Source organism: Halopenitus persicus (assembly GCF_900107205.1).
In the GTDB taxonomy this organism is placed as follows: domain Archaea; phylum Halobacteriota; class Halobacteria; order Halobacteriales; family Haloferacaceae; genus Halopenitus; species Halopenitus persicus.
The window spans coordinates 79,654-96,382 of sequence record NZ_FNPC01000008.1; the positions used below are offsets into that span (position 1 = coordinate 79,654).

Below are 16,729 nucleotides of genomic sequence, written 5' to 3' on the forward strand. Positions count from 1 at the left end.
CGAAGAACTGGCTGCGTACCGGGGCGCTCAGGCGCGCTCGATCTCGACGTGCCACTCGTCGTCGGCGACGCGGGTCGTCTCGTAGCGGAACCCGCGTCGTTCGAGGACGTCGTAGAGCGGTTCGGGTTCGAAGCCGTTGACGAGCGTCAGCCGCTCGTCGGGGCCGAGGTCGGTGAGGGCGTCGTCGATCCGCTCGAACGGCGGATCCTCGGAGTCGCGAACGTCGAGGCGGGTGGTGTGGGTACTCATCGGGTCACTCCCGTTTCGGGAACTCCGCGCGGTACTCGTCGGGCGCCGCCTCCGTGACGCTGTACCCCTCCTCGTCGAACGCCTCGACCTCCGCGGCCATCTCGTAGAACAGCGGCTTCGGCTCGTGGTCGTTGACGATCGTCAGGGTCTCGCCCGGCTCCATCGCCGCGAACTCGTCGTGGATCGTGTCGTGGCGGTCGACCGGCGGGATGTCACGTACGTCGAGCGTGGGCATACGGCCGAGTATGCGGGACCCGTCCGCCTCCGTCTTCCGGCGAATATGTTCGCTGCGGATCGACGAACTGACTCGTCCGGCGTCGTCCCTACGAGAGCTCGTCGGCCAGTTCGGCGTAGGAGTCGACGACGAGCCCGGGTTCGTGTCCGAGTCGTGTCGGCGGGACGTCGAAGCGGTTCACGAGGGCCGTCTCCATCCCCGCCGCCGAGGCGCCGGCGACATCGAAGGTGTGGGTCGCGACCATCGTACACTCCTCGAGCGGACGGTCGACGTGGTCCTCGATCGTCCGATAGGCGTCGGGATGCGGCTTATAAACGCCGGCCTCGTCGACGCTCGCGATCCCGTCGACGTACGCGTCGAAGCCGGTGTTGCCGGCCAGCGTCCGGAGCATCTCGGGGGTCCCGTCCGAGAGGATGTAGAGGTCGTGGCCCGCCTCCCGAAGCCGTCCGAAGTGGGACAGGTCCTCGTAGGGCTCGAGGTGTTCGTAGGCCGCCATCAGCGTCTCCACGATCTCCTCGGTCGGCTCGACGCCGTAATACTCGAGCGCGTACCGAAGCGACCGAACGGTGAGCTCGTACCAGTCCTCGTAGGCGCCCATCAGCGAGACCTCCATCGAGTAGCCGATCTGGTGGTCGACCCACAGCCGCGAGAGGTCCGCCGCCAGGTCGGTCGGGAGACCGGTGACGGCCGCGATCTCGTCGACGATCGAGTGTTGGTTGTGGGTCGACCCGTACACGTCGAAACAGAGTACCTCGGACATCGCCGGGTGGACGAGCGGGGTCGTAAAGAAATCCGGGGGTGGATGGGCAACATTCACGTCCGGGCTCGACCGAGCACCGGGTGATGACCGATCGCAGGACGGACGCTGAGCGAAACGAGGCCGCCGAGCTCGCCTGGGAGACCGCGGGGACGCGGGTCGACTACGCGTGTCCGGGCTTCGACGTGCGCGTCGACGACGTCCGCTTCCCGGACGGGACCGCCGACGAGTACCACTACGTCGACGAGCCGCCGGCGGTCGTGATCCTCCCGTTCACGTCGGCGGGGGACGTCGTCGTGATCGACGAGTGGCGCCAGGCGGTCGACCGGGTCAATCGCGGGCTGCCGGCCGGAACCGTCGAGCCCGAGGACGCCGCAGGCTCGGAGACGGCACCCGCGCGCGAGTCCGGAACGACGGCCGGCCGAGACTTCGAGACGGCGGCCGCGCGCGAACTCGCGGAGGAGACGGGGTATGCGGCGCGGGGCGGCTTCGAGCATCTGATCACCGTCGAGCCGACCAACGGGATCGCCAACTCGGTCCACCACCACTTCCTCGCGCACGACTGCGAGCCCACCGCCGAGCGCGACCTCGACCACAACGAGTCGATCGACGTCGACGTCGTGGACTACGAGGACCTCCTCGCGGCCGTCGTGGACGGGGCGTGTCGGGACGGGCGGACGGTGACCGCGGTCCTGCAGTACGAGCTGACGCGACGGTGAGGTTCCGGAGTGCCAACCGTTTTGCGCCTCGGTCGCGTACCGCGGGTATGTTGATGGACGTGACCCGACGGTCCCCGATCGCGTCGGTCATCGCGGTCGTGAGCGCGATCGGATTGGGCGCCGGCGGCCTCCTCCTCGGATTTCTGTTGACGTTCGTGGGTGGCGGCGTGTTGATAGTCGGGTTCGGCGTCGAGATCGGCGCGTCGCTCGGGCTGGTTCTCAGCCTCGTGTTCGTACAGGGAGTCGGCTGTGCCGGCGTCGCGCTGGCGTACGCGTACCTCAGGCCGGAGATCCAGCCGGTCGTTCGCGACCTCCTCGGGATCCCCCCGGACGCGAGCCGGTTTTCGATCGGCGCCTCGGTGCCAAACCTCCGCGACGTCCTCGTCGTGGTCGGCGGGTACGTGCTCGCGTTCGGCGGGGCGCTCGCCGGCGCGTTCGCCCTCTCGGCCTACCAGGCGCTCACGAACACGGAGATAGACACCGGCACGAACCAGGCCGCCGAGATCGGGATGTCGAATCCCGAAACCCTGCTGCTGCTCATTCCCGCCTCGATCCTGCTCATCGGCCCCGGCGAGGAGCTGCTGTTCCGCGGCGTCGTCCAGGGGCGCCTCCGGGAGGTCTTCCATCCCGCCATCGCGATCGTGCTCGCCAGCACGGTTTTCGCGGCGCTCCACTGGTTCGCGCTGACGGGCGGGTCGGCGACCGGGAACCTCGTCAGCGTCGCGATCCTCGTGGTCCCGAGCCTCGTCTTCGGGGTGAGCTACGAGTACACGGGCAACATCGTCGTGCCGGCGCTGATCCACGGGGTCTACAACGCGACCCTGTTCACGCTGTTGTACGTCACGATCGCCTACAGCGATGCGCTCCCGGCCGCCGGGACGGCGATCACGGCGATCGTCTGAGACGGCCCCCCGTTTGAGACCGCGGTCGTCCGAGACCGCGGTCGTCCGAGGCGGCGATCGGTCGGCCGTTCGGTTCTCACTCCCGGCGTCGCACCTCGTGGCGGCCGAACCCGTATCGGAGCCGGTTCGCGAGCCGCCGGGAGAACCGCCCCTCGTTCCGGGAGTCGAACCGCTCGGCGAGCGCGTTGTAGATGAGCGGAACGGGGACCTCCTGTTCGAGCGCCTCCTGAACCGTCCAGGTCCCGGTCGACCCGCCGGCGACGTGGTCGGCGACGTCACCCAGGTCGGAACCCTCCTCGCGGAACGCCTCCTCACACAGCTCCAGCAGCCACGACCGGATCACGGCGCCGTTGTTCCAGGTCCGGGCGACGGACTCCATATCGAGGTCGAACCGGCCCTCGTGGAGCAGCTCGAACCCCTCGCCGTACGCCTGCATCAGCGCGTACTCGACGCCGTTGTGGACCATCTTCACGTAGTGGCCCGCCCCGGACTCGCCCATTCGGTCGTGGCCGTCGGGCCCCGTCGCGACCGCGTCGAAGACGGGAACGAGTTCCTCGTAGGCCCACGCCGGCCCGCCGACCATCAGCGAGAACCCGGCCTCGGCGCTGGCGGGGCCGCCGGAGGTGCCGCAGTCGAGGTAGGCCGCCGCGGTCGCCTCGGCACGCCGGATGGAGGCCTCGAAGCGGGAGTTCCCGCCGTCGACGACGACGTCGTCGTTCCCGAGGTGTGGCTCGAGGTCGTCGAGGGTGGCGTCGACGGCCTCGCCGGCGGGGACCATCAGCCAGATCCGCTTGCCGTCCTCGCCGCCCGCCTCGAGTCGGTCACAGAGGTCGGCCACCGAATCAGCCGGCTCCGCGCCGGCCTCCGCGGCGGCCGCGGTCGCCTCCGCCGAGAGGTCGAAGGCCACCACGTCGTGGCCCGCATCGAGACAGCGGTCGACGACGATCCGCCCCATCCGGCCCAAGCCGATGACGCCCAGTTGCATACGCGGGAGGTCGGGAGGCCGGTCCCTAGTGGTTGCGATCGGCGGCGGGCCAAGGGCCGGAAAAAAGCGTGGCGGACGACGATGACGGCGGCTGCCGTCCTCAGGTGTCGCTTCGCTGGTACCGGTTGCGCAACAGGATCGCGGTCGCGTTGAGCAGGATCATCGTCGCGAGCAGGACGACGACGCCCGCGGCGACCACGCCGTATCGGAACTCCGGCTGCGGGCGGGCCCGCCAGTTGTAGATCTGCATCGGCATCGCGCTCACGCTGTCGAAGAGCGTGGTCGGGACGCTGAAGACGCTCGTGGCGGCGCCGATCATGATGAGCGGCGCGGTCTCGCCGATCGCGCGACCGAGCGCGAGGATCGTTCCGGTGAGGATCCCAGGCAGCGCCTGCGGGAGCGTGACGTTTCGGAGCGTCTGCCACTCGCTGGCGCCCATCCCGCGGCTCGCCTGCCGGTAGGAGTCGGGGACGGCGCGCAGCGCCTCCTGGGAGGAGACGATGACGATCGGCAACACGAGCAGGCCGACGGTCAGCCCGCCGACGAGGACGATCCCGCTCTCGAGGCCGATCCCGCGGACGAAGACCGCGAGGCCGAGCAGCCCGTAGACGACCGAGGGAACGCCCGCGAGATTGGCGATGTTGACCCGGACGAGCCGGGTGATCCGGTTCTTGGGGGCGTACTCCTCCAGGTAGACCGCCGCTCCGATCCCGATCGGAAAGACGGCGAAGACCATCACGATCAGGATGAGCAGCGACCCGACGATCGGGGCGAGGAACCCGGCCTCGGCCGGGGTTCGCGAGGGGAGGCTCGTGAGGAACTGCCAATCGACCCAGGAGCCGTGCTCGGGGTCGAGGATCGAGAAGGCGTCGACCGCGACGTACGCAAGGAGGATGAACACCATCGCGATCCCGGAGAGCGCGGCGAGCAGGAGCGCGAACGCGAACGCCTTGTCCCGGAGCGCGCGGTACAGCGGCCCCCAGCCGCTCCGGGCGAACGGGTTGTCACCCGCGTCGGGATCAGCCCCGTCAGCGGAACCCGTGCCGGCGGTTCCGGAGTCGGTCTCGACGCTCATTGGTACTCCTCCCGGAGCCGGTCACGGATGATCTCCGCGCCGATGTTCAGGCTGAAAGTGAACACGAACAACACGAGTCCGAGCGCGAACATCGAGTAGTAGGCCGGCGTGCCGCCGCCGCCCTCGGCGTGGGCGACGTTGACCATCGCCGCCGTGATCGTCTCGCTCGACTGCAGGAGGTTCTGGTCGATCTCGAGGATGCTCAACATCCGCGGCGTCTGACCGGCCGCGACGGTGACCGCCATCGTCTCGCCGATGGCTCGCGAAAGCGCGAGCACGAACGAGGAGAAGATCCCGGAGACGGCCGCGGGGACGACGACGCGCACGGAGGTGTCGAACTTCGTCGACCCGAGCCCGTAAGCGGCCTGTCGAAGGTCGTCCGGGACCGCCGAGAGCGCGTCCTCGGAGATCGACGAGACCATCGGAATGATCATTACGCCGACCACGATCGACGCCGAGAGCGCGTTGAACGTCTCGACGGGGAGGCCGATCCACTCGAGGAACGGCGTGATGTACACCAGCGCGAAGTAGCCGTAGACGATCGTCGGGATCCCGGCGAGGATCTCGAGGGCCGGTTTCAGCACCGACCGCGTGGTCTCGGAGGCGAACTCCGAGAGGTACAACGCGGCCGCGAGCCCGGTCGGGAGCGCGATGACCGCCGAGACCACGGTGATCAGGATCGTCCCGCTCAACAACGGCAGGACGCCGAACTTGTACTCGCCGTCCCCGGTGAGCTGCGTCGGCTTCCACTCGGTGCCGGTGAGGAAGTCGGCGACGGGCACCTGCGCGAAGAACGTGGTGGCGTCCCGAAGCAGGGTAAAGATGATTCCGACGGTGATGAGAACCGTCAGGACCGCACACGCCAGGAAGACGCCCTTGACGACGCGTCCGATCCGGCGTTCGCGGTCGGACCGTTCGCCGATCGCGGTGCTTGCAGTCATCTGCTCACTCGCTTACTGCGTCGTCGATCTTCGAGAGGTTGGCCTGTATCTCCTCGTCGTTCATCGGAACGTAGCCGATGTCGTCGGCGACGATCGACTGGTCGCCGGTCATCTCGATCGCGAACCGGATGAACGGCTCGAGCGCCGGGTTCTCGGTCAGCCGGTTCCCGTTGACGTACCAGAAGATCGGCCGCGAGAGGGGATACTCTCCGGTCGAGGCACCCTCCAGGCTCGGCGGCGTACAGCCGTCGCCGGCGTCGACGTCGAGCGCCTTCACCTGGTCCTGGTTGTTCGTGTAATACGAGAACGGGAGGTAGCCGTGTGCGTACCGACTCCCCTCGACGCCGGAGGCGATGATGTCGTCCTGTTCGGTGCCCTCGAAGTCGTCCCGGATCTGACGGAACTTCCCGATGACCTCCTCGGTCCAGTAGTCGAAGGTCCCGCTCGTCGTCGCGGGACCGTACAGCTCGAAGGGTTCGTCCGGCCACTCGGAGTTGACGTCCGACCACAGTTCGTTCTCGGCGTCGGGGTCCCAGATCTGGCCCAGTTCCTCCATCGTCATACAGTCGACCCAGTCGGCCTCGTTGTTGGCGATCGCGGTCAGCGCGTCGCCGGCACACTGGATCTCGATCGGCTCGAAGCCGTTCTCCCGGCACCGCTCGACCTCCTCCTCGAGGATGGGCCGTGAGGCGCCGTTGATGTCGCTGTCGCCCGGAATGAAGAACTGTTCGAACCCGCCGGTCGTTCCGTCCGAGGAAACCGAGATGTTCACGCCGTCGTTCTCCTGCTGGTACTCCTCGGCGACGGCCTCCGACAGCGGGAAAACCGTGCTGCTACCGGTAATGCGGATCTCCCGTTCATTGCCGCCGCCCAGACAGCCGGCGAGGCCGACGGTCGCTGCCGCGCCCGCCGTCGTGAGGAACCGACGTCGCGTTCCGAATTCCGTTCGATCGCCACGGTTGGAGACGTCCATCATCGTGACCAAGTCGGGACGGAGGGATGAACGCTACTATTAGCGGTATCCATTCGACATACGACTATATAGGGATATATACCCACGGCGACCCGGAACTCGCCGTGAGCCGCGTGATCAGCGGTCGACGGTGACGGAGGCACCCTGAGAATGGTGGGAGAGCGCGGCCACGGGACTGGTGACGGACGCCACCGCGGAATAATGGCGGATCGCGGCCGTGAAGCCGGTCGACGCCCGCGTTCGCGGGAGCGCTAGGCGTAGTCGTCGTACGTCGGCCGTCCCGACGCGGGCGGGAACTTCCCGACCGGAACGGTGGCCTGGTCGCCGCTCGCCATCTCCTTGATCGTCACCTCGTCGTTGGCCAGATCCTGCTCGCCGACGATGACGGTCGTCTCGGCGTTGATCGAGTCGGCGTAGCCGAGCTGGCCGCCGAAGCCGCGGTCGGCGAGGTCGGTTTCCACGACGTGGCCGAGCGCGCGCAGCTCGCGGGCGATCCGGGCGGCCTCCTGTCGGGTGTCGCCGACGGAGAGCACGTAGTAGTCGGTTTCGAGCGCCTCGTCGGGCCAGACGCCGGCCCGCTGACACAGCAGTTTGAGGGTCGCGTGTCCGGGGGCGACCCCGACCGCGGGAGTGGGCTGGCCGCCGAAGCTCTCGATGAGGTCGTCGTAGCGCCCGCCGCCGAAGACCGACCGGGAGACCTCGCCGGTCGAGTCGAAGCACTCGAAGACGACGCCGGTGTAGTAGTCGAGCCCGCGGGCGGTCGTCAGCGAGACGTCACAGTACTCGCCCGCGCCGAAGTCGTCGGCCGCCGACAGGACCGCCCGGAGGTTCTCGACGGCGGCCTCGACGTCCGGGCCGCCGACCTCCGCGACCGCGTCCAGGTCGTCGACGCCGTCGACGCCGACGATGAGGTCGTCGAACTCGCGGGCGGTCGACCGGTCGATCCCGGCCTCCGCCAGCAGCGTGAGGTATTCGGCCTCGTCGATCTTCGCGCGCTTGTCGACCGCCCGGATCGCCGCGGCGGCGTCGACCGCGTCCGGGTCGTCGGCCAGCGCCCGCACCAGTCCGCCGAGGATGTCCCGGTGGGAGACCCGGAACTCGAAGTCGTCGCCGGTCAGCCCGAGGGACGTGAGCGCGTCCGCCGCGACCGCCAGAACCTCCGCGTCGGCCTCCGGCTCCGACGACCCGAAGACGTCGATGTTGGTCTGGTAGAACTCCCGGAAGCGTCCCTGTTGGACCTGCTCGTAGCGCCAGAACGGGCGGGTGGAGACCCACTTGATGGGCTTCGAGAGCTCCTGCCCCTTCGCGACGACCATCCGCGCGACGGTCGGGGTGAGCTCGGGCGTCAACGCGACGTCGCGGCCGCCCTGGTCGGTGAACGAATAGAGCTCCTCGACGATCCCCTCGCCGGACTTGTCCGTGTACATCCGGGTGCGTTCGAGCGCGGGCGTGGCGACCTCGCGGAAGCCGTACCGCTTTGCGGCGGCCTCGATCGTGTCGGTCACCTCGCGGCGAGCCGACTGCTCGCCGGGATAGAAGTCGCGAAATCCCTTGAGTCGGTCGTACATACGCCGCGGTTCGGCCAGCGGGCGCTTGAAACCATCCCTTCGGGATCGTGGCGGCGACGGCGCGAGGCCGTGCCGGTCGGCGACGACGCACAGCCGTGTCGGGCGACGACCGGGAGCGTACCGGGCAGCGACGACGGCACGATCCCACGTCGGTCCGATCCCACGTCGGTCCCGGTCCCGGGCCTCGGCTCAGCCGGTCCCAGCCTCGACTCAGCCGGTCCGGCCGCGAACGTAGGTCTGTTCGTGGTCCGGAAAGACCTCCGCGATCGCCGCCTCGCCGTGCGTCTCCGCGAGCAGGGCGCGGAGCTCGTCCTCGTAGTCGGCCTTGGCGATCTCCGCGCTCGGGCCGGTCTCGACCTCGAAGGTCTCCTCGACGAGCCGGTCGACGGCGTGGCGCCCGAACCCCGACAGCGGCGCCAGATAGTCGACGTCGTGACGATCCTCGAGGCTCTGCGCCTGCGCCCGGGAGACGGTCGGCACGCGGTCGTCCCGGCGGGTACCGTCGGCGATCGCGTCGACGTCGAGGGCGGCGATGGCCTCGAGGGCGTGTTCGTGAACGTGCTGGATGCCGTTTCGCGGGTAGCCGTCCTCGTGCATCCGGTCGACCGCCTCGCGGGCGACCGACTCCTCGAGGGCGACGCGCTCGAAGGGGAACCCGAGCGCGTCGGCCGCCCGCTCGGCGTGTCGCCAGTCGTCGGTGATCCCGAAGCTGCCGGTGACACACCGGACGTCGTAGAAGCGGTCGAGCAGCACCGCCGCGAGCGAGGAGTCCTTGCCGCCGCTGTACAGGAGGGCCAGCTCCATCCTCAGCGCCGGCGGATGTCGAAGCTCTTCTGCTCGGGCTGGAGCTCGCGCAGGAGCTCCTTCATCTGATCCTCGTCGATCCGTCCCTGCACGCGACCGCTCTGAGCCAGCGCCGCGACCTGCTTTTTCACCTGCGCGGCGAAGTCGGGTTTCGACATCTCGACGGCGTTGAGCCGCTGGCGGGCGCCGTCGGTGAGGTGCTGTTTGAGGACGGCCTCCTGTTGGGCCTCCGCCTGCTGGCGAGCCGCCTCCTGGGCCTCCTCGTTCCCGCCGCCCTGGGCCCGCTCCTGGAGTTCCTGTCGCTTCTGTTCGCGGAGTTCCTCGAGCCGATCGTCGTCGGGATTGCCGCTCATACGGATCCCTTTCGGCTGCTCGCGAAAAACGATTTCGGAGGCAGGAACCGATCGCGGCGATCGAAACGGCGATCCGACCCGACGATCGAAGCGACGATCGGGCCTGGTGCCGGAAGTGACGACCGAAGCGGCGATCGGGTCTGGTGCCGGAAGAGGCGGCCGAAGCGGCGATTCGACCCGGCGCCGGAAGGGGCGACGGAATCCGGCGGAGTCAGCCGGAAAAGAGGCTCGAGTGAACCGGCGCGTGCGAGGTCCCGGATCCGTCAGCCACCGGCTCGTCGGGCTCGGCGGCGTCGACGACCGACTTCCCGTCGGTTCCGGACCGAAGGAAATCGCGGACCGGCGGCCCGACGCTCTCGGGTTCGACGAGGAACGCGTCGTGGCCGTGGTCGGAGTCGACGAGGTGGTGGGCCACCGGCACGTCGGACTCGCGGAACGCGTCGGCGAGGTCGGCGGACTGGTCGACGGTGAAATGCCAGTCCTGCGAGAAGGACATCACGAGCGCCTCGCCGGTGAACGCCGCGAGGGCGTCCGCGTCGTCCGCGTACCCGCCCGCGAGGTCGTACTCGTCCATCGCGCGGGTGAGATAGAGGTAGCTGTTCGCGTCGAAGCGCTCCGCGAACGACCCGGCGTTGTAATCCAGATACGACTCGACCTCGCGGTACGGGAAGAACGCCGCCGTCGGGTTCTCGGGGACGTCCAAGCCCTCACCGCGCGTCAGCGAGTCGCGGCCGGCCGACCGCCGGCCGAACTTCCGGTCCATCGAGGACTTCGAGAGGTACATCACGTGGCCGATCTGTCTGGCCAGCCCGAGGCCGGTGTCCGGCGTGGGTCGGTCGCCGTAGTAGTCGCCGCCGTTCCAGTTCGGGTCCGACCGGATGGCCCGCCTCGCGATCGCGTCCAGGGCGAGACACTGCGGGTCGAGCCGGGCCGCCGCCGCGATCACGATCAGGTAGTCGGCGTCGTCGGGATACCGTTTCCCCCAATCGAGCACGTTCATCCCGCCGACGCTGCCGCCGACGACCGCCCGGAGCCGGCCGACGCCGAGATGGTCGAGCAGCCGGCGCTGGGCGCGGGTCCAGTCGGCGACCTGCACCGGCGGGAAATCGAGTGCCCAGCGGTCGTGGTCGACCTCCCGGTCGGGATCGACGTCGTCCGGTCGGCGGCTCGCGGGCCCGGAGCTGCCGTAACACGACCCCGGAACGTTCGCGCAGACGACGTAGTACTCGGTGGTGTCGATCGCCTTGCCCGGCCCGACGACGTCGTCCCACCACGCGCGAGCCTGGCCGGCCTGGTTGGGCGACGCCTCGTCGGCGTCGCCGGCATCATCGGCGGTGCTCGCGTCGGCGTCGCCGGCGGAACCGGCGTCCCCGTTTTCGTCGGCGTCGGCGTCGCCGTCGGCCGCAGCATCCTCCGTGGTCGAATCCGGAACCTCGGGCGTCCGCGCGACGTTCTGGCTGCCGGTCAACGCGTGACAGACGAGGACCGCGTTGTCCCCGTCGAACTCGCCGTAGGTCTCGTAGGCGATCCGCAACTCGGGGATCGATCGGCCACACTCGAAGGTGAACTCCCCGAGGGAAGCGATCCCGCTGTCGTGTGGTGTCGTCGTCATCTGTGGGCTGTGAGTGGAGCGTTCGTTCGGACGACGTCGGGGGGCGAAACGGGGACGACGTCGGGAGCGATGGCGGTCATTCGTCGATTCCGTGCGTCACCGGTCGGTCCCGACCGGCGAGGCGTCGTTTTCGGCGCCGGCGTTCGATCCGGCCGCGAGGCCGGCGTCGAGGTCGGCGAGGACGTCCGCGGGGTCCTCGAGGCCGACGGAGAGACGCAGCATCTCCGGGAAGACGCCGGCCGCGCGCTGGGCCTCGCGGTCCATCTGTGCATGCGTGGTGGAGGCGGGGTGGATGATTAACGATTTCGCGTCGCCGACGTTCGCGAGGAAGCTCGTCAGCTCGACGGACTCACAGAGCGTCTTGGCCGCCTCGTAGCCGTCCGCGACGCCGAAGGTGACCATCCCGCCGAAGCCGTCGAGGTATTTCGAGGCGTTGTCGTGGGTCCGGTGGCCCTCGAGGCCGGGATACGCGACCCACTCGACGCGGTCGTCGTCCCGGAGGAACTCCGCGACCGTCCGGGCGTTCTCGCAGTGGCGGTCCATCCGCAACGGAAGCGTGTTGGCCCCCTGAATCGTCTGCCAGGCGTCGAAGGGGGACTGCTGGCCGCCGGTCGGCCGGACGCCGCGCTGGCGGGCGACGTTCGCGAAGGCGGCGTCGCCGAACCGCTCGACGAAGTCGATCGGGAACGCCGGGCTCTGCCCGGAGAGCTCGTCGTAGTCCGCGTCCGGGTGGTCCCACGGGAACGTGCCGCCGTCGACGACCACGCCGCCGACGGTCGTGCCGTTGCCGGTGATCCACTTCGTGGTCGACTCCCAGACGACGTCCGCGCCGTGTTCGAACGGGCGGCACAGCGCCGGGGTCGCGAACGTGTTGTCGACGACGAGCGGGACGGCGTGCTCGTGGGCGATCCCGGCCAGCCGCTCGAGGTCCGGCGTCACGAGCGAGGGGTTGGCGATCGTCTCGACGTGGACGAAGGCGGTGTCCTCGTCGATCGCCTCGGCGTACGCGTCGTACTCGAGGGTGTCGACGAGCCGGGCCTCCACCCCGCGGCGGTCGGCGATCGTCGTGAAATACGTGGACGTGCCGCCGTACATCTCCGCGGCGGCGACCACGTTGTCGCCAGCGGACGCGAGCACGGTCGTGATCGCGTCGATCGCGGCCATCCCGGAGCCGGTCGCGACCGCGTCGCTGCCGCCCTCGAGGTCGGCGATCCGGTCCTCGAGTGCGGCGACGGTGGGGTTCGACAGCCGGGAGTAGATGTGGCCGTCGGCGCGAAGCGCGTACATCTCCGCCGTCGTGTCGGCGTCCTCGAAGACGTAGGAGGTGGTCTGATGGATCGGCGTCGCGCGCGAGCCGGTCGCCGGATCCGGGTCGGTTCCGGCGTGGAGGCTCCGGGTCTGGAACCCTCGAGTCATGTACTATACGCATATCACTCGTGATATCTATAACCGTCAGTTACGGCAAGGCCTGCCGGACCCCGATCGTGGTGCCATACGTCACGAACGGAGGTCCGTTCGTCACGCGGGCTCGCACGTCACGAACCGGACGGTCGTCCACTTCACGCTCGGCCGCTCGGCGGCAGTCCGGCGTTCGAAAACGGCCGATAGAACTATGTGTATTACATTATATTTTTGACCATAAGGGCGAGAGAGACGGGGATCGAACGAGACGTTGCGCACCGGGGGACGCCGGAAGGACGAACAACCAATGTCAACATCCGAATCGGTCGAGGAGGCCGTCGAGGCGTTACGACAGTTCGGGCTCCGGGAGTACGAATCGAAGTGTTTCGTGGGGCTGCTGCGTCTCTCGACGGGGACCGCAAAGGAGATCAGCGAGATGGCTGACGTCCCACGGACGCGCGTCTACGACGCGGTCCGCGTGTTGGAGGCCCGCGGACTGGTCACGACCCAGCACTCGAGTCCCAAACGGTTTCGGGCGGTCACGCCGGAGGAGGCGACCCGAACGTTCCGCGAACGGTACGAGCGGGAGCTCGAGCGATTGTCTGCGTCGCTCGAGGCGCTGACGGACGTCGAGGATGCCGCCGATCTGCCGGACGTCTGGACGATGACGGGTCGCGCCCGTATCGACGACCGGATCCGGCGACTGACGCGCGAGGCGACCGAGGAGATCGTGTTCGTCGTCGGGGACGTGACGTTTCTCACCGAGGAGGTGATCGAGGCTCTCACGGGCGTGAGCGACGACGTGTCGCTGTTGATCGGCGGTGTCGACGACGCCCTCCAGCGCCGGATCCGGAGCGCGGTGCCGCGAGCGGAGACGTTCGTGTCCGGACTGGAGTGGCTGGCGGACGGGAGCGGGGACGGCGGGCGGCGGTCCATCGGACGACTGTTGCTGATCGACCGCTCGGCGACGCTCATCAGCACCGTCGGGGCGACCGCCGACGACGAACACGCGATGTACGGTGCAGGCCTCGAAAACGGGCTGGTGGTCGTCGCCCGCCGACTGCTCGCGCGGGACGGTCCCCTCACGCTCCGCTCCCGGAGCAACTGACGGACGAACGGTAGGACGACCATAACTAACCGCCGAAGGGCCGCATCGGTCGGTATGAAGGCGTCCAACGAAACGGGGCTCCTGTCCCACCTGCGGCGCCCGGAGTACACGGGCGAGAATCGATGCATCCCCTGTACGGTCCTCAACCTCGCCATCGCAGTCGCCCTCTCGATCGGTGCGGGATACGCCGCGTTGGCGTTCGAGCTGCCGCCGATCGGCGTCGGCGCCGCGACGCTGGCGCTGGCTGTCGTCGTGATCTACCTGCGGGGATATCTGATACCGGGGACGCCGACGATCACGAAGCGATATTTCCCGGATCGGGTGCTGGCGTGGTTCGAGAAGACGCCGGCGGACGTCGACCGGGAGGGCGTCAGGAACGGCGGTATCGATCGGGAAGAGGTGAATCCGGAGGCGCTGTTGCTCGAGATCGGGATCGTGGTCGACGACCCGTCGAACGAGGACCTGGTTCTCGATCCCGAGTTCGAACGGGCGTGGGAGCGCACGATCCGCGACCACTGGCGGGAGGAGCGGGCGGCGAAACGGAGCCTCGGAACGTTCGTGGACGCCGACCCGAACGAGATCGAGTTCGACGCACATTCCGGCTCGTTCCTGGCGTGGGCCGACGAGGCGTACTTGGCCTCGTGGCCGTCCCGGGCGGCCTGCGTGGCGGACACGGCCGCGGCGACGGAACTGCCGAAGTGGGACGCCGACTGGGGTCGGCGGTCGCTCGCGCTCCGCGCGGAGATCCTCGGCGCGCTCCGACTGTTCCTCGAGCAGTGTCCCGCCTGCGGCGGCGCGGTCGTGTTGTCACAGGACGTCGTCGAGTCCTGCTGTCGGAGCCGGGACGTGGTGACGGCCACGTGTCAGTCCTGTGATTCGCGGCTGTTCGAGCTCGACGTCGACCCCGACGACCTGCCGGAGCGATAGCTGTCCCCCGAAACCGATGGGAGCCGCCCAAAAGCGATAGCTGTCCCCCGAAACCGATAGCTACCGCCCGAAAACGGACGGTCTCGATCCGACGACGTCGCTTCCGGAGGACGGTCGAGGAGCCGAAGACGCCCTTAAAAACCGAGGCCGTTCTAGCGCCGGTCACGCGCACTGGAGACCGCGAAGGCGATCGCCGACAGGGCGATCGTCGACGCCACGAGCAGCGCCGAGACGTGCCCGTTCTGTGAGAAGTAGGGGAGATATCCGAGCGTCGCGGTCGTCACGAACGCGGTCGAGACGGCCGCGAGCCCGAGCCAGTACTCCCGCCACGAGAGCTGGCCGTCGGAGATCGACTCGAGGTAGACGGTGCAATCCTTCGCGGTGGGCGCCAGCTCGACGACGCCCGACCGCTTCTCGTACTCGACGATCCCGTTGTCGTCGAGGGTCGGCAGGTGGATCTGGTAGAGGGAGGTGTAGACCCGCTTGCGTTGTTTATACGTCACCTCCCGCCGCGAGACGTCGTTCTCCTCGGCGGCGATCACCTCGGAGAGGTCGCGGATCGTCATTTGCCCGTCCTCGGCCGTACTCAGGTGTTCGATGACGCGACGGCGACGCCGGTTCGACAGCATGCTGAAGACCGTGTCCTTGGGGAGTTCCCGGTCGGCGGACGCCTCGTCCGCCTCGCCCGGGTCCGAGGCGGCATCGATCTTCTCGGGATCGATCTCCTCGGGATCGCTCGCGTGGCGTCCCGCCGCCAGCGCGAGGAGTCCCGTCATAGCGTTCGACCCTCCCCGGCCGACGCGGGCGGCACGTCAACCGGCACCGGAACGGACAACGCGGATGCAGTCACCCGCCCGAACGGTCGAATCGGTCGATGGTTGCGATACGATCGGGATGGTCGGCGGTGTGTGGGTTGGGACATCGGCCTCGGTTGGGCAGGATCGTTCACTCGTCGGTTCGGTACGCGAGTCGAGGTGCCGGTCAACGACTCCGACGGACGGTCTCGAACATACCGATTCCGTCGGCGGTGTCGTCGCGATGAACACCAACGGGAACGGGTACCATATATGTATGACATTTTCACTCGATCGCGGTGTTGTGTGTTTCCGAGTGACAATCTACGTCGGATCGGTCGTCGATGTTCCCGATCGAATCGAACCGACGGGACAGCAGCCCGGATGAATCGGTTAGCAGTCCGGACGAATCGGTTAGCAGTCCGGACGAATCGGTTAGCAGTCCGGACGAATCGGCCAGCAGCCCGGACGATCCGGACGGGAAGCACGACGGCGTCCCGTGGAGCGGCGGCGACCGACATCGCTACCGCACCCCCCGCTCGAATCCACGAAGGGAGCGAAGCACGTACCATCGGTGGGTCCAGAACTGGGCGCCGATGGCGACCGCGAAGGCGAACAGCGAGAGGCTGGCCCACAAGAGCGGGTCGACGCGTCCGACGAGGGGCGCATCCAGCAGCGCCGCCACGACGAGAGCCAGGGACAACACGCCGAGCGTGCGATACAGCTCACCCCACGTGATGCCGTAGGACGTGATCACCTCCATATAGGTGTCGACGTCCCGCGCGCGCTCGCGGAGGCGGATGACGTGGGTGTTCGGGTCGTACTCGACGATGCCGAGGTCGTCGAGCATCGGGAGATGTGTCTGGCGAAGCGAGCTGCGGACGCTCTCGTAGGCCGCCTGTGGCGGCGGTGATTCCCCGGTCTCCTCGACCGCGATCTCCGTGGCCAGTCCGCCGAGCGTGACGGTCCCGTTCGAGGTCGTCAGGTGACGGACCGCCTCGCGACGACGCGCGTTCGCGAGGACGGTATACACGTCCGATTCCGGAAGGTCGTTCGTTCGAAACATGGGCATATGGACATCATCTCCGATCGTGTGTGAACTGGTGACGGTGTCAACCCGGGATTGTATCGGAACCACCGTCAGGATGGGGCTCCTACCGGTGGCGAACGCCGCGTTGGCTCGACCGTAGGGGCGGTCTACGGGCGCCGAATCGCCGGTTCAACCGACGGTTCGATCGGTCAACCGTTCGGTTCGTTACGCCGGAGACGGGCGAACGAGCCGTTGTAAGTCCCGTTTTCTTCCGAAGCCGGCGTTCGTTCGTGACG

At 68.3% G+C, this 16,729-nt stretch carries 18 protein-coding genes; 4 read left to right on the top strand and 14 right to left on the bottom strand.

Annotated features, from left to right (window positions below):
* Window positions 1-27: 27 nt before the first annotated feature.
* From BLV25_RS12890 to BLV25_RS12900, 3 genes are all read right to left on the bottom strand, one after another.
* Window positions 28-249 carry a DUF2249 domain-containing protein gene (locus BLV25_RS12890; protein ID WP_021074698.1) on the bottom strand — a complete coding sequence of 74 codons (222 nt, stop codon included), beginning with the start codon at window positions 247-249 and terminating at the stop codon, window positions 28-30.
* 4 nt (window positions 250-253) lie between these two features.
* A complete protein-coding gene (locus tag BLV25_RS12895; protein WP_021074697.1) occupies window positions 254-484 on the bottom strand; it encodes a DUF2249 domain-containing protein in 231 nt (76 codons plus the stop codon).
* Between the two features lie 88 nt (window positions 485-572).
* Window positions 573-1,244 carry a haloacid dehalogenase type II gene (locus tag BLV25_RS12900; protein WP_021074696.1) on the bottom strand — a complete coding sequence of 224 codons (672 nt, stop codon included), beginning with the start codon at window positions 1,242-1,244 and terminating at the stop codon, window positions 573-575.
* An 83-nt stretch (window positions 1,245-1,327) separates the two neighbouring features.
* Here BLV25_RS12900 and BLV25_RS12905 point away from each other — a divergent pair, with 83 nt between their 5' ends.
* Together BLV25_RS12905 and BLV25_RS12910 are read left to right on the top strand one after the other, a co-directional pair.
* A complete protein-coding gene (locus BLV25_RS12905; RefSeq protein WP_021074695.1) occupies window positions 1,328-1,960 on the top strand; it encodes an NUDIX hydrolase in 633 nt (210 codons plus the stop codon).
* A gap of 47 nt (window positions 1,961-2,007) precedes the next feature.
* Window positions 2,008-2,862, top strand: coding sequence for a CPBP family intramembrane glutamic endopeptidase (locus BLV25_RS12910; protein ID WP_394327125.1), 855 nt, complete (start codon window positions 2,008-2,010; stop codon window positions 2,860-2,862).
* Window positions 2,863-2,938: 76 nt separating this feature from the next.
* Here the strand turns inward: BLV25_RS12910 and BLV25_RS12915 are convergent, their stop codons facing one another.
* From BLV25_RS12915 to BLV25_RS12955, 9 genes are all read right to left on the bottom strand, one after another.
* On the bottom strand, window positions 2,939-3,847 hold the full coding sequence (locus tag BLV25_RS12915; RefSeq protein ID WP_039401247.1) for a decarboxylating 6-phosphogluconate dehydrogenase: 909 nt from the start codon (window positions 3,845-3,847) through the stop codon (window positions 2,939-2,941).
* Window positions 3,848-3,947: 100 nt separating this feature from the next.
* Window positions 3,948-4,922: a phosphate ABC transporter permease PstA gene (gene pstA / locus BLV25_RS12920; RefSeq protein ID WP_092733988.1), complete on the bottom strand. Its 975-nt coding sequence runs from the start codon at window positions 4,920-4,922 to the stop codon at window positions 3,948-3,950.
* On the bottom strand, window positions 4,919-5,863 hold the full coding sequence (gene pstC / locus BLV25_RS12925) for a phosphate ABC transporter permease subunit PstC (RefSeq protein WP_021074691.1): 945 nt from the start codon (window positions 5,861-5,863) through the stop codon (window positions 4,919-4,921). Before pstC ends, pstA begins: the two co-directional genes overlap by 4 nt.
* A gap of 4 nt (window positions 5,864-5,867) precedes the next feature.
* Complete coding sequence (locus tag BLV25_RS12930; protein ID WP_092734116.1) at window positions 5,868-6,836, bottom strand: PstS family phosphate ABC transporter substrate-binding protein; 969 nt, start codon at window positions 6,834-6,836, stop codon at window positions 5,868-5,870.
* A gap of 251 nt (window positions 6,837-7,087) precedes the next feature.
* Window positions 7,088-8,404, bottom strand: coding sequence for a histidine--tRNA ligase (hisS, locus tag BLV25_RS12935; protein ID WP_092733991.1), 1,317 nt, complete (start codon window positions 8,402-8,404; stop codon window positions 7,088-7,090).
* Window positions 8,405-8,614: 210 nt separating this feature from the next.
* Entirely contained in the window at window positions 8,615-9,208 is a 594-nt protein-coding gene (locus tag BLV25_RS12940) for a DUF7411 family protein (protein ID WP_021074688.1), read from the bottom strand.
* 2 nt (window positions 9,209-9,210) lie between these two features.
* Window positions 9,211-9,561: a DNA-binding protein gene (locus tag BLV25_RS12945; RefSeq protein ID WP_021074687.1), complete on the bottom strand. Its 351-nt coding sequence runs from the start codon at window positions 9,559-9,561 to the stop codon at window positions 9,211-9,213.
* A 211-nt stretch (window positions 9,562-9,772) separates the two neighbouring features.
* Complete coding sequence (gene metX / locus BLV25_RS12950; RefSeq protein ID WP_092733994.1) at window positions 9,773-11,173, bottom strand: homoserine O-acetyltransferase MetX; 1,401 nt, start codon at window positions 11,171-11,173, stop codon at window positions 9,773-9,775.
* Window positions 11,174-11,269: 96 nt separating this feature from the next.
* A complete protein-coding gene (locus BLV25_RS12955; RefSeq protein WP_092733998.1) occupies window positions 11,270-12,589 on the bottom strand; it encodes an O-acetylhomoserine aminocarboxypropyltransferase/cysteine synthase family protein in 1,320 nt (439 codons plus the stop codon).
* Between the two features lie 292 nt (window positions 12,590-12,881).
* On the opposite strand from BLV25_RS12955, the gene BLV25_RS12960 reads away from it, so the two are divergent.
* Both BLV25_RS12960 and BLV25_RS12965 read left to right on the top strand, forming a co-directional pair.
* Window positions 12,882-13,682, top strand: a complete 801-nt coding sequence (locus tag BLV25_RS12960) for a TrmB family transcriptional regulator (protein ID WP_021074684.1) — start codon at window positions 12,882-12,884, stop codon at window positions 13,680-13,682.
* Window positions 13,683-13,736: 54 nt separating this feature from the next.
* Complete coding sequence (locus tag BLV25_RS12965) at window positions 13,737-14,609, top strand: hypothetical protein (protein WP_092734001.1); 873 nt, start codon at window positions 13,737-13,739, stop codon at window positions 14,607-14,609.
* Between the two features lie 152 nt (window positions 14,610-14,761).
* On the opposite strand, the gene BLV25_RS12970 is transcribed toward BLV25_RS12965, so the two are convergent.
* Window positions 14,762-15,385, bottom strand: a complete 624-nt coding sequence (locus BLV25_RS12970; protein WP_092734004.1) for a DUF7344 domain-containing protein — start codon at window positions 15,383-15,385, stop codon at window positions 14,762-14,764.
* 541 nt (window positions 15,386-15,926) lie between these two features.
* A complete protein-coding gene (locus BLV25_RS12975; RefSeq protein ID WP_021074681.1) occupies window positions 15,927-16,475 on the bottom strand; it encodes a DUF7344 domain-containing protein in 549 nt (182 codons plus the stop codon).
* Window positions 16,476-16,729 lie beyond the last annotated feature (254 nt).